We start from the raw sequence: 12,747 nt of genomic DNA, 5'->3' as shown, positions 1-12,747 counted from the left end.
CAGGTCCTGGAAGGGACTTACACTTCGTCTGGGCTGCGCAGGTTGGTGACCTGGATGCGGCGCTCGCGGTTCTGCTCACGCTGCGAAGGCATCTCGGCGCGGTAGATACCCTGGTCGCCCACTACCCAAGAGAGGGGGCGGCGTTCTTCACCGATGGAGTCCTGCAGGAGCATCAGGCCCTGGAGGAAGGCTTCGGGGCGAGGCGGGCAGCCGGGCACATAGACGTCAACGGGCAAAAACTTGTCCACGCCCTGAACGACCGAGTAGATGTCGTACATACCGCCGGAGTTGGCGCAGGCGCCCATGGAGATCACCCACTTGGGTTCCAGCATTTGCTCGTACAGGCGCTGGATGACCGGGGCCATCTTCATGAAGGGGGTGCCGGCGATGACCATGAAGTCGGCCTGACGCGGCGAGGCCCGGATGACTTCGGCGCCGAAGCGGGCGATGTCGTGGGGCGCCGTGAAGGCGGTGGTCATTTCCACATAGCAGCAGGACAGGCCGAAGTTGTACGGCCAGAGGGAGTTCTTGCGCCCCCAATTGACCGCGCCCCGCAGGACATCTTCGAGCTTGCCCATGAAGATGCTGCGGTTGACCTGACTTTCGACGGGGTCGGCCACGGTTTCCCGCTGGCCGGCCGGATAGCGGTCTACTGCCGCATCGGGATCGATCCGGGTGAGATTGTATTGCATTGCCAAAGCCTCATTGTTTCGACTTCGCCTGCCGCTCGCGACGGCTCGCAGGCGCCCAATCGAGCGCTCCGATTCGCCACAGGTAGACAAGACCCGCCAACAGAATTGCTATGAAAATGGAGGCTTCCACGAAGCCGGCCCATCCCGATTCACGGATGGAGACCGACCAGGCGAAGAGAAAGAGGGCTTCGACGTCGAAGATCACGAAGAGCATCGCGACCAGATAGAACTTGGCAGAGAGACGGAGACGAGCACCCCCGGTGGGGACGATGCCGGACTCGAAGGGATCGTTCTTGCTACGGCCCACGGCTTTGCTGCCGAGCAGGCTCGAGACTCCGAGCATGAAGGCAATCAGACCGACCACGCCCAGGAGAAATACCGCGAAGCTCCAGTTGTGGGTCAGTAGGCTGATCGACTCAGACATGCTTTGAATCCTTAATTATTGGGTATCAGGCGCTATCAGTGCGACACGGTGTCGCAACACAGACAGATTTTATGCTCTATCGATTCATTCTGTAAATTTATTGGCTTAAAAAGATTCTATTGGACTGCTTTGAATCAAACTAAACGGAACTTCAGGTTTATTTGAGAATGAATATAAGAATTATTCTCAAATAAGTTTCTTTTGCTTCCTGTGTCCTAGATTGCCAGTTGCCGCCAGAGTTCTGCCGTTCGCCGATTCGCTAGTCGATGAGGTCGGCGCGAATGCTCAGTTGTCGGTCGTCACGACCCTCGGTCGAGTAGTAGCGGGTGAGGCCGTTCTGGTCGCTCTCGACCTGTTGGCGAAAGCCGCCCAGATCCAGCCATTGCCCCAGCGGGCCGCTGATGCGAGTGGCGGCGCTCTGGGTCTGCACCGTGCCCGGGCGCATGGCCGCGGCGCGATCATCCACGCTGTTGATGTCCAGATGGACTAGGTTGCCGCTCAGACGGGCGGTGACCTGAAAGCCGCGTTCGAGCCGGCGGTAATCGGTCTGGGCGTAGCTCTGGCCATAGGGCGAGGTCTGGTAGGTGGTCACCGGCACGTCTGCGCCGAAGCGGATGAAGGCGGGATAGCCCTCGGTGACCTGGACGCGCTGGGCGCCATCCTCCTTCTGGTCGGTGCTGTCCTCGATGATGCGCACCTGGGGCGAGCGCACATCGCCGTTTACCGAATAGCCCTGACTGGCGCCCGAACTGCCGGCGCGGGTAGCCAGGGTGATGAGCAGGCGCCGCGGTTGGGTATCCAGCTGGGCCAGCAGATTCTTGATCTCGGCCAGCTTGGCCGGCTCGGCGTTGACGATCAGCTGATTGCCATAGACGTTGACCTTGCCTTCGCCGCCGAGGACGGCTTGCAGGGTAGGCAGCAGGTCGTCGGCGGTGCGGTATTGCAGCGGAATGACTTCGGTGCGGGGGGCGGCCCAAACGGTGGCCGTCAACAGCAGCAAGAGCGCCAGCAGGCCTTTCACAGCAGCATCCTCCGCAATTCCTGATCCGGTTGGCTGATCGCCCAGAGGCGATCGAAGACCTGTTGTTGCACCTTGACCGCAGCGCGGTCGCCATAACGGACGAAGCCGGTGGGTGCGCTGCCCGTGCGGCGCAGCAGGGCCTGGTCGTCGACGATCAGGCAGGCGCCTTCCGGTTGCTGGTCGGCCGGTGGTCGCCGAATCAGCAGGTTGCTGGTCAGGCGCTGCGCCAGGGCGATGAGGCGATGGCCCTGGCGCATCGCGAGGGCGCTGTCGTTGATCAGGAGACGTACCTGATGCCGTGGATGGCCCAGCAGCAGGCGCTTGATCGCCGTCTCGACGTCCCGGTTGTCGTAGAGGGGCGCTTCCAGGTCAGGCGTCTGGATACACAGCTGGCGGCTGGCTTGAGCGATGAGGCGGACGCTGTGCTCACGCAGGGCGTCCAGGCCTTCGAGGCGCAGGGCGAGATCCTGGCCGAGCTGAGGTTCGGGCAGGGCGTCCAGGGTCAGATCGGCAAAGGACTCGTCCACAGCGGCTCCCTCTCACTCGTCGTCGTCTTCTCCGGCGAAGATCAGGCTGCCCTGCTGGAGCAGTTCGCGGATCAGGCGCATGGCATCGTCGTCCTGCAGCCAGGGCGCGAGATTGGCCTCGTGCAGGACCTCCGCCGAGCATAGCAGGTCGAGCAGCGGTTGCAGTCGCATGGGCAGCAGGCGGCTCTGGCCGCTGGCGAAGACCATCACCTCGTCTTCCAGGCGACTCCAGGCGATGCGGCCACTGGGATTGCGCATCAGCAGGGCGCCTTCGTCGAGTTCCTTGCGCAGCTGCTTGGCGCTGAGGTTTTCCCCGGCGACCCGCTCCGGATAGCGTGGCTCGGTCATGTGCTGGCCGAACCAGGCCAACAGCAGGCGATCGTCGCTCAGGTGGCGTTTCATCAGGCCGCGCAGGCGCTCGATGGCCTCGGGCGGGATCTCGGCCGGATGCTCGCTGGCCGGCGCGCAACCGGCGTCGCTGTAGCGCTCGTCCTCGGGGATGAACTGGGCGAGGAAGTCGGTGAAGTGGGTGAGCACCTCGCCAGCACTGGGGGCGCGGAAGCCGATGGAGTAGGTCATGCACTCGTCTTCGGCGATGCCGTCGTGGGCCAGACCCGGCGGCAGGTAGAGCATGTCGCCCGGTTCCAGGACCCATTCGTCGGTCTGCTGGAAGTCGGCGAGGATCTTCAGCTCCAGGCCGTCGATCAGCGGGCTGTCGGCGGTGCATTGCTGGCCGATGCGCCAGCGGCGGCGACCATGGCCCTGCAGCAGGAAGACGTCGTAGTGATCGTAGTGGGGGCCGACACCGCCACCGGGGGCGGCATAGCTGACCATGATGTCGTCGACGCGCCAGTTGGGCAGGAAGCGGAAGGACTCCAGCACCTCGGCCACCTCGGGGACGAACTGATCGACCGATTGCACCAGCAGGGTCCAGTCCCGCTCGGGCAGGCTGGCGAAGGTGTCTTCCGGCAGGGGGCCGCGGCGCAGTTCCCAGGTACGGTCCTGGCCGATGATCAGGCGGGATTCGATTTCCTCTTCCAGCGACAGGCCGGCCAGTTCGTCGGGCTCCAGGGGATTCTGGAAGTCCGGGAGGGCCTGGCGGATCAGCAGGGGTTTGCGCTGCCAGTAGTCGCGCAGGAATTCACGGGCGGTCAGGCCGCCGAGCAGTTGCAGGGGTTGATCCGGGTTCATGCACACCTCGCGCAATGAAAAACGCCCGGCAAGGCCGGGCGTAGAAAAGTAGGCAGCCTCAGAACCTGTTTACGATCTTGCGAGCTAGAGTCAAACAAGGCGAAAAGGCCTGAGGAAGCGGAGTTTACGAGTGGTAAATGAGCATTCCGAAGGCATTTTCAACGCCGTTTGGCCGACGCGCAGCAGATCGTGGGCAGGTTCTCAGACCCGACGGGCCTGTTCGGCAGCGTTGCCGATATAGCCGGCCGGAGTCAGTTGGCGCAGCTCGGCCTTGGCGGCCTCGGGGATTTCCAGGCCGTCGATGAAATCCTGCAGGGCGCTGGCACTGATGCCCTTGCCACGGGTCAGCTCCTTGAGCTTCTCGTAGGGGTTGGCCACGCCATAGCGGCGCATCACGGTCTGCACCGGCTCGGCCAGAACTTCCCAGCAGGCGTCCAGGTCTTCGGCGATGCGGGCGGCGTTGAGTTCCAGCTTGCCGATGCCCTTGAGGGTGGCTTCGTAGGCGATCACGCCGTGGGCTAGGCCGGTGCCCAGGTTGCGCAGCACGGTGGAGTCGGTCAGGTCGCGCTGCCAGCGGGAGATCGGCAGCTTGCTGGCCAGGTGCTGGAGGATGGCGTTGGCGATGCCCAGGTTGCCTTCGGAGTTCTCGAAGTCGATGGGGTTGACCTTGTGCGGCATGGTCGAGGAGCCGATCTCGCCGGCCACGGTCTTCTGCTTGAAGTAGCCGAGGGAGATGTAGCCCCAGATATCCCGGTCGAAGTCGATCAAGATGGTGTTGAAGCGAGCGATGGCGTCGAACAGCTCGGCGATGTAGTCGTGCGGCTCGATCTGGGTGGTGTAGGGATTCAGGGTCAGTCCGAGGTCGTCTTCGATGAAGGTGCGCGCATTGGCTTCCCAGTCGACGTCGGGGTAGGCGGACAGGTGGGCGTTGTAGTTGCCCACGGCGCCGTTGATCTTGCCCAGCGGGCGGATGGCGGCGATCTGCTCGATCTGGCGTTCCAGGCGATAGACCACGTTGGCCAGTTCCTTGCCCAGGCTGGTAGGGGAGGCGGGCTGGCCGTGGGTCCGCGACAGCATGGGCACGTCGGCGAAGCGATGGGCCAGCACGCGGATCTCGCCGGCGATCTGGCGCATCAGCGGCAGCAGCACCTGGTCACGGCCTTCGCGCAGCATCAGGGCGTGGGACAGGTTGTTGATGTCCTCGGAGGTGCAGGCGAAGTGGATGAATTCGCTCACCGCAGCCAGCTCCGGCAGGTTGGCGACCTCTTCCTTGAGCAGGTACTCGATGGCCTTGACGTCGTGGTTGGTGGTGCGCTCGATGTCCTTGACCCGCTGCGCCTGCTCGACGCTGAACGCGGTGGCCAGCTTGTCCAGCAGGGCATTGGCTTCGGCGGAGAAGGGCGCGACTTCGGGAATGCCCGCGTGGGCGGCCAGGCGCTGCAGCCAGCGGACCTCGACCTGGGCGCGGAAACGGATCAGGCCGAATTCGCTGAAGATGGGGCGCAGGGCGGCGGTCTTGCCGGCGTAACGGCCGTCGATGGGCGATACGGCGGTGAGCGAGGAGAGCTGCATGGGCATTCTCTTGGTAGCGGGGGAGAAAGGGGCCGAATTCTACACGCAAAGGCCGGGGCTGTAGTACCGCCGCCGGCCTGGGATCAGCCGTTGCGCAGGGGGTAGAGGTTATCGAGCAGCTTGCGACGATTGAGCACCAGCTGCCAGCGATGGCCGCCGAGCTGGCGCCAGAGGCGCGCCGAGCGAATCCCGGCCAGCAGCAGGGCGCGTACCCGCGAGGCGGTGGCGGATTGCTGCAGGTAGCGCATCTCGCCGTGCACCTGGATGCGCTGCTTGAAGGTGCTCAGGGTGTCCTCGTAGAGACCACCGCAGGCGGCGATGACGTTCTCGTGGGCCACACCGAAGTGTTCCACCTGGGACTGGATCTGGGTGAGGCGCCGGCCGATGAGGTCGAGCAGGTCGCCGCGCTTCTCCAGCTTGCGTTCCAGGGCGGTCATCGCCAGGGCATAGCGCAGGGGCTCCCGCTGCAGGCTGTTGGGATTGCGCTCCAGGGTGCTGGAAAGGGCGCCCAGGCCCTCGCGCAGCGGCACTACGCTGCCGCCGTAGACGTCCAGGGTGCTGCCCGGATCCCGGACCAGCAGGCTGCCGAGCAGGCAGGCCAGGGGTTCTTCGGGCACCTGGCCGGTGCGCGCCAACTGGTCCACCAGCACAGCGGCCTGGAAGACGCCGCCCAGGGCGATGAGTTGTTCCTGGGTGCGATTCATGCGGCGGGCGCCTCGGCGCAGGCAGGTTGATAGTGTTCGATCACGCCACCGCCCAGGCAGACATCGCCGTCATAGAAGACCACCGATTGACCCGGGGTCACGGCGCGTTGGGGCTCGTCGAAGACCACCCGGTAGCCGCTGCCCTGGCGTTCGATCCGGCAGGGCTGGTCCTGCTGGCGATAGCGGACCTTGGCGGTGAGACGGCGCGGCTGGGTGAGGTCCAGGCCATTGACCCAGAACATCTCGCTGACGGTCAGGGCCTCGGCGAACAGCCAGGGGTGGGCGTTGCCCTGACCGACGATCAGCACGTTGCGGGTCAGGTCCTTGCTCAGCACGTACCAGGGATCGTCACCGGCATCCTTCATGCCGCCGATGCCCAGGCCCTGGCGCTGCCCAATGGTGTGGTACATCAGGCCGTGGTGGCGGCCGATGACCTCGCCGGTGGTGGTCTCGATGTCACCCGGCTGGGCCGGCAGGTACTGCTTGAGGAAGTCGCTGAAGCGGCGTTCGCCGATGAAGCAGATGCCGGTGGAGTCCTTCTTGCGCGCGGTGGCCAGGCCATGCAGCTCGGCGATGGCGCGGACCTCGGGCTTTTCCAGTTCGCCCACCGGGAAGAGGGTGCGCGCCAGTTGCTCGCCGCCCACGGCGTGGAGGAAGTAGCTCTGGTCCTTGTTGGCGTCGAGGCCCTTGAGCAGCAGGGTCTGGCCGTCGACGTCGCGACGGCGCACATAGTGACCGGTGGCGATCAAGTCGGCGCCCAGGGCCAGGGCGTAGTCGAGGAAGGCCTTGAACTTGATCTCGCGGTTGCAGAGGATGTCCGGATTCGGCGTGCGACCGGCCTTGTATTCGGCGAGGAAGTGCTCGAAGACGTGATCCCAGTACTCGGCGGCGAAGTTGGCCGTGTGCAGCGTGATGCCGATGCGGTCGCAGACCGCCTGGGCGTCGGCCAGGTCTTCCTTGGCGGTGCAGTACTCGGTGCCGTCATCCTCGTCCCAGTTCTTCATGAACAGGCCCTCGACCTGATAGCCCTGCTCCTTGAGCAAGAGGGCCGAGACCGAGGAATCCACTCCGCCGGACATGCCGACGATGACGCGGGTGCCGTTCACTTCAAAAACCTCTCATATCTACGATCATCGACAGGGGGTAGCGGTGTCCGTCCAGGTATTTCTCGATGGCGTCCAGGACCAGGGGGCTGCGCAGCCGTGCCTGTTCGGCGCGGATCTCGTCGAGAGTCAGCCACACCGCGCGGGTGATGTCGGCGTCCAGGGCGCGCCCGGGCTCGTGGGCCAGGGGGCGGGCATGGAAGGCGGTGCGGTAGTAGGTGACGCCATTGCCCGGCGCGACATAGAGGCCGATGCCGATCACGCCCTGGATCTCCACCTGCCAGGCGGTTTCTTCCAGGGTCTCGCGGCGTGCCGCCTCGATCAGGCTCTCGCCCGGCTCCAGGTGGCCGGCCGGCTGGTTGAGCACCAGGCGACCCTGCTTCTCTTCTTCCACCAGCAGGAAGCGACCGGCGTCTTCCACCACGGTGGCCACGGTGACGTGGGCGTGCCAATCCATCTCGGACTCCGCTATCGGTAATCGCGCAGTATACGCCTTAAGTTTTGTCGGTCCCAAATGCAGAAAACCCCGGCCAGGGCCGGGGTTCGCTGAATCAACCTATCAGGCTGCGGACGCAGCCTGATAGGTTCAGCCCTTGAGCTGTTCCAAGGCGGCGTTGAGCGTGGCGCTCGGACGCATGGCCTGGCGGGTCTTGGCCTGGTCGGGGTGGTAGTAGCCACCGATGTCCACGGCCTGGCCCTGGACGCCGTTCAACTCGGCGACCACCTTGGCTTCGTCGGCGGTCAGCGACTTGGCCACCGGCTCGAACTGGGCCTTGAGCTGGGCGTCGTCGCTCTGCTCGGCCAGAGCCTGGATCCAGTACAGCGCCAGGTAGAAGTGGCTGCCGCGGTTGTCCAGTTCACCGGCCTTGCGCGACGGCGACTTGTTGCTGTCGAGGAACTGGCCGTTGGCCTGGTCCAGGGTCTTGGCCAGGATCTTGGCCTTGGCGTTACCGGTGGTCTCGCCCAGGTGGTTGAGGGATTCGGCCAGGGCCAGGAACTCGCCCAGGGAATCCCAGCGCAGATGGTTTTCCTGCACGAACTGCTGGACGTGCTTGGGTGCGGAGCCGCCGGCACCGGTCTCGAACAGGCCGCCGCCGTTCATCAGCGGGACGATGGACAGCATCTTGGCGCTGGTGCCCAGTTCCATGATGGGGAAGAGGTCGGTCAGGTAGTCGCGCAGGACGTTGCCGGTCACCGAGATGGTGTCCTCGCCCTTGCGGATGCGCTCCAGGGACACGCGGGTGGCTTCCTCGGGCGCCAGGACGCGGATGTCCAGACCGTTGGTGTCGTGATCCTTGAGGTAGCGCTCGACCTTGGCGATGACCTGGGCGTCGTGGGCGCGGTTCTGGTCCAGCCAGAAGATCGCCGGAGTGCCGCTGGCGCGGGCACGGTTGACGGCCAGCTTTACCCAGTCCTGAATCGGCGCGTCCTTGGTCTGGCACATGCGCCAGATGTCACCGGCCTCGACCGAGTGCTCGAAGACCACCTTGCCCTGGTCGTCGGTCACGCGCACGGTACCGTCGGTGGGGATCTGGAAGGTCTTGTCGTGGGAGCCGTATTCCTCGGCCTTCTGCGCCATCAGGCCAACGTTGGGTACGCTGCCCATGGTGCTGGGATTGAAGGCGCCGTTCTGCTTGCAGTCCTCGATCACCACCTGGTAGACACCGGCATAGCAGCGGTCGGGGATGATGGCCTTGGTGTCCTGCAGGTTGCCTTCGGCGTTCCACATCTTGCCGGAGTCACGAATCATGGCCGGCATGGAGGCGTCGACGATGACGTCGCTCGGCACATGCAGGTTGGTGATGCCCTTGTCGGAGTTGACCATGGCCAGTGCCGGGCGCTGGGCGTACTGGGCGTCGAAGTCGGCCTTGATGGCGGCCTGGGTGGCTTCCGGCAGGCTGGACAGACGGGCATAGAGGTCGCCGATGCCGTTGTTGCGATCGAAGCCGGCTTCTTTCAGGGCGGCTTCGTGCTTGGCCAGCACGTCCTTGTAGAACTCGCCAACGATGATGCCGAACATGATGGGGTCGGAGACCTTCATCATGGTGGCCTTCAAGTGCACGGAGAACAGCACGCCCTGGGCCTTGGCGTCTTCGATCTGGGCGGCGATGAAGCTCTGCAGGGCCTTGCGGCTCATGGTCGAGGCATCGACGATCTCGCCCGCCTTGACCGCGGTCTTCTCTTTCAGGACCTTGCTGCTGCCGTCCTTGCCGATCAGTTCGATCTTCAGGCTGCCGGCGTTCTCGACGGTGGCCGAGCGCTCGCTGCCATAGAAGTCATGGGCGTCCATGTGGGCGACGTGGGACTTGGAGTCGGCACTCCAGGCGCCCATGCGATGGGGGTGCTTGCGGGCGTAGTTCTTGACCGACAGCGGCGCGCGGCGGTCGGAGTTGCCTTCGCGCAGGACCGGGTTCACGGCGCTGCCCTTGACCTTGTCGTAGCGCGCCTTGACGTCCTTTTCCTTGTCGTCCTTGGGCTCGTCCGGATAGTCCGGCAGGGCGTAACCCTGACCCTGCAATTCCTTGATCGCGGCTTTGAGCTGCGGCACCGAGGCGCTGATGTTGGGCAGCTTGATGATGTTGGCTTCGGGAGTGGTGGCCAGTTCGCCGAGTTCGGCGAGGTGGTCGGAGATGCGCTGCTCTTCCTTCAGGTACTCGGGGAAGAGCGCGATGATGCGGCCGGCAAGGGAAATGTCACGGGTTTCGAGGGCGACGCCGGAGGAGGCGGTGATGGCCTCGACGATGGGGAGCAGCGAATAGGTCGCCAGGGCGGGCGCTTCGTCGGTCAGGGTGTAGATGATCTTCGACGTGGTGGACATGTCTTGCTTTAACTCCTCTTTATCACAGCTGTGGCGCGAAGCCGGGCGAGCGAGGATCGACCCTTGAGTCGATAGACGCCCCAAGAAGGCGTTATCGGGCCGCGCGACAGGCGCGGCGGCGATGGACGTGCGATGCGACAAAGCGTCGCTGCGGAAGTTGCAGGATCGGCCGATACAGCCAGCGGAACCGGCAGGGCCTGCAGCGACCCGTCAGTCGGCGGAGTATACCAGCGCGGCGCCTGGCGTGCATTCGTGCCACTGCAGCTTGCCTGTGTGGGGAAGTCGCCGACCCGGAAGGGCCGTCGAACTTGGGCAAGTTCGTCGCGGTGTCAGGTCAATGAGCTTGACCAATCGACGACTGGCGCTGCACGGAAGTTGCTTAAGGGACTAAACTATTGCCCCTCTAAATTTCACGAGGTCGTTATGAAAACCAAGGACAATGCGTCCAAGAGTCGTTCCTGGGCTATCGTCGGGCTGGAAACGCTCGTCATCGTCGCCCTGTCGCTGTACGTCGCCTTTGGCGCCGGGCTGTTCATCAAGCACCACTGCTGGGACACCCTGACCCCGCAACAGCAAGACCAGATTCTCGAGCAGATGAGCCGCAGTGCTCAGGAAAACACCCTGCTCACCTGATTCGCTTTCGCTCGAATCCCTTCTTCTCAAACAATAAGAATCCTTCCTTTTTCTCCCGCGCACCGCCTAGGTGTCGAGGTGGCTTCGTCACGTCTAGAGCTCTAGCAGACCAGGTGTTTGCCTGGACTCACGGGGACGGTGGGGGTTGCCTTTGGCAGCACCCTGGGCGAGGACATCGCCACGGGGCGGGCGCGCCGCGCCAGGCGCAGCATGGCCCAGAGTATGGCCAGCGACAGGGCTAGCCAGCCAAGTATCAGAAGAAGGATGTAGGTCGCAGGAGTCATTGACGTTCACCGTACGGCTGTCTCGGAAAGGTGTCTTTGCTGGGACACATTTCTCTAGACTCGTCAATAGCTATCCTGTTCAGGCTTTCCCGACGAGGGGTCCAACCGGGCACCGCTCGCGCGGAGCCCGGTGGATGGGGATCACAGGAACAGGTGCGCCAGCCAGAACAAGCCGGCGGAGAGGGCCATGGAGGTCGGCAGGGTCAGGACCCAGGCCATGAGGATGTTGCGCACCGTGCTGCCCTGCAGGCCGCTGCGGTTGGCGACCATGGTGCCGGCCACGCCCGAGGACAGCACGTGGGTGGTGGAGACGGGCAGGGCGAAGACGTTGGCCATGCCGATGGCCGCCACCGCCGTCACCTGGGCGCTGACGCCTTGGGCATAGGTCATGCCCTGGCGGCCGATCTTCTCGCCCACGGTGAGCACCACGCGACGCCAGCCGACCATGGTGCCGATGCCCAGGGCCAGGGCGACGGCGATGATGACCCAGAAGGGGGCGTATTCGGTGGTGCTGGTGAGGTCCTTGCGCAGGCGGCTGAGATCGTCGCGATCGCGCGCGGTCAGCACCGGCAGCTTGCTCACCTTCTTGGCGGTGTCGTCCAGGCATAGCAGGTAGCGGCGCACCTGCTGGCGATGGTCGTCGCTCATGGCACGGTAGTCGGTGACGCCTTCCAGGTCGGCCAGCAGCGCCTGCAGCGTTGGTACGGTCATGTGCGGGGCGCAGCGGAATTCCTGGGGCAGGTCGCGATTGCCGGGTACTTCGGCAAGGAAGTCCTTGAGGTTGTCGCCCTGGCGCTCATAGAACTGGCCCAGGTGGATGGCGGCGTCACGGGTCCGCTCGATCTGGTAGGTGGTGCTGTCCAGATCCAGCACGAACTTGGCCGGGACGATACCGATGAGCACCAGCATGATGAGGCCGATGCCTTTCTGGCCGTCGTTGGATCCATGCACGAAACTCATGCCCATGGCCGAGAGGACCAGCATCAGACGATTCCAGAAGGGTGGGTGCTTCTTGGCATCCAGTTCGCGGCGCTGTTCCGGGGTCTTGTGCATCTTCGACAGCGGTCGCCAGCGCTTGAGCGCGAGCAGCAGCAGACCGGCGACGGCGAAGCCGGCCAGTGGCGAGAAGATCAGCGACAGGCCGATGTCGATCGCCTTCTGCCAGTTCACCCCTTCGCTCACCGGGATGCCGGTCAACAGGGCGTTGGTCACGCCGACGCCAAGGATGGAGCCGATCAGGGTGTGGGAGCTGGAGGCGGGGATACCGAAGTACCAGGTGCCCAAGTTCCAGGTGATGGCAGCGGCGAGCAGCGAAAACACCATGGCCAGGCCGTGGCCGGTGTTGACGTTGATCAGCAGCTCCACCGGCAAGAGGTGGACGATGGCGTAGGCGACGCCGACGCCACCGAGCAGCACGCCGAGGAAGTTGAAGATGCCGGAAAAGAACACCGCGAGGTGCGGGGGCATCGCCTTGGTGTAGATCACCGTGGCGACGGCGTTGGCGGTGTCGTGAAAGCCGTTGATGAATTCAAAGGCCAGCACAAAGGCCAGGGCCAAGACGAGGCTGATGGCGACCCAGGCGTGGAGTCCGCTGAAAAGTTCGAACATGGGGATACGTCGACAGTTGGCAGGCGCGAATTATGGCAGAAAAATGACTGCCGCCATCGGCACCTTGAATGGGAGGGAAAAATTAAGGCTTGTCTGAACAGCAGCCGAGCGAAGGTCAGGCAAGGCGAAAATCAGCGAGGAAGCGGAGTTTACGAGGGGTAAATGAGCAT

12 protein-coding genes are annotated in these 12,747 nt (G+C 64.2%); 1 reads left to right on the top strand and 11 read right to left on the bottom strand.

Annotation, left to right across the window (positions count from 1 at the left end; all coding sequences use genetic code 11):
- Positions 1–17: 17 nt before the first annotated feature.
- The 10 genes from FEZ61_RS06855 to FEZ61_RS06810 all read right to left on the bottom strand — a co-directional run bounded on the left by FEZ61_RS06855 (position 18) and on the right by FEZ61_RS06810 (position 10,052).
- Positions 18–692 (bottom strand): NADH-quinone oxidoreductase subunit B, encoded by a 675-nt coding sequence (locus FEZ61_RS06855; RefSeq protein WP_007158886.1) that lies wholly within the window; start codon positions 690–692, stop codon positions 18–20.
- 10 nt (positions 693–702) lie between these two features.
- Entirely contained in the window at positions 703–1,116 is a 414-nt protein-coding gene (locus FEZ61_RS06850; RefSeq protein ID WP_007158885.1) for an NADH-quinone oxidoreductase subunit A, read from the bottom strand.
- A 259-nt stretch (positions 1,117–1,375) separates the two neighbouring features.
- Positions 1,376–2,137 carry a secretin N-terminal domain-containing protein gene (locus FEZ61_RS06845; protein ID WP_064308994.1) on the bottom strand — a complete coding sequence of 254 codons (762 nt, stop codon included), beginning with the start codon at positions 2,135–2,137 and terminating at the stop codon, positions 1,376–1,378.
- Positions 2,134–2,664, bottom strand: a complete 531-nt coding sequence (locus FEZ61_RS06840) for a hypothetical protein (protein ID WP_093252342.1) — start codon at positions 2,662–2,664, stop codon at positions 2,134–2,136. The genes FEZ61_RS06845 and FEZ61_RS06840 overlap by 4 nt, the downstream gene beginning before the upstream one ends.
- Positions 2,665–2,676: 12 nt before the next feature.
- On the bottom strand, positions 2,677–3,855 hold the full coding sequence (locus FEZ61_RS06835) for a cupin domain-containing protein (RefSeq protein WP_093252337.1): 1,179 nt from the start codon (positions 3,853–3,855) through the stop codon (positions 2,677–2,679).
- Between the two features lie 201 nt (positions 3,856–4,056).
- Positions 4,057–5,427, bottom strand: a complete 1,371-nt coding sequence (purB, locus tag FEZ61_RS06830; protein WP_017641462.1) for an adenylosuccinate lyase — start codon at positions 5,425–5,427, stop codon at positions 4,057–4,059.
- Positions 5,428–5,510: 83 nt separating this feature from the next.
- On the bottom strand, positions 5,511–6,131 hold the full coding sequence (hflD, locus tag FEZ61_RS06825; RefSeq protein ID WP_017641461.1) for a high frequency lysogenization protein HflD: 621 nt from the start codon (positions 6,129–6,131) through the stop codon (positions 5,511–5,513).
- A complete protein-coding gene (gene mnmA / locus FEZ61_RS06820) occupies positions 6,128–7,237 on the bottom strand; it encodes a tRNA 2-thiouridine(34) synthase MnmA (RefSeq protein ID WP_017641460.1) in 1,110 nt (369 codons plus the stop codon). Before mnmA ends, hflD begins: the two co-directional genes overlap by 4 nt.
- A 1-nt stretch (position 7,238) precedes the next feature.
- The gene (locus FEZ61_RS06815) at positions 7,239–7,691 is read right to left on the bottom strand and encodes an NUDIX hydrolase (protein WP_017641459.1); all 453 of its coding nucleotides are present in this window, start codon (positions 7,689–7,691) and stop codon (positions 7,239–7,241) included.
- A 129-nt stretch (positions 7,692–7,820) separates the two neighbouring features.
- The gene (locus FEZ61_RS06810; RefSeq protein ID WP_173147935.1) at positions 7,821–10,052 is read right to left on the bottom strand and encodes an NADP-dependent isocitrate dehydrogenase; all 2,232 of its coding nucleotides are present in this window, start codon (positions 10,050–10,052) and stop codon (positions 7,821–7,823) included.
- Positions 10,053–10,475: 423 nt separating this feature from the next.
- Between FEZ61_RS06810 and FEZ61_RS06805 the strand changes: the two genes are divergently transcribed.
- On the top strand, positions 10,476–10,685 hold the full coding sequence (locus FEZ61_RS06805) for a hypothetical protein (RefSeq protein ID WP_007158876.1): 210 nt from the start codon (positions 10,476–10,478) through the stop codon (positions 10,683–10,685).
- 425 nt (positions 10,686–11,110) lie between these two features.
- On the opposite strand, the gene FEZ61_RS06800 is transcribed toward FEZ61_RS06805, so the two are convergent.
- Entirely contained in the window at positions 11,111–12,577 is a 1,467-nt protein-coding gene (locus FEZ61_RS06800) for an inorganic phosphate transporter (RefSeq protein ID WP_173147933.1), read from the bottom strand.
- Between the last annotated feature and the right edge of the window lie 170 nt (positions 12,578–12,747).

The sequence above is a fragment of the Pseudomonas sp. MS15a(2019) genome (genome assembly GCF_013277805.1).
GTDB classification, from domain to species: Bacteria; Pseudomonadota; Gammaproteobacteria; order Pseudomonadales; family Pseudomonadaceae; genus Chryseomonas; species Chryseomonas benzopyrenica.
This window is presented reverse-complemented; position numbering and strand designations above follow the sequence as displayed.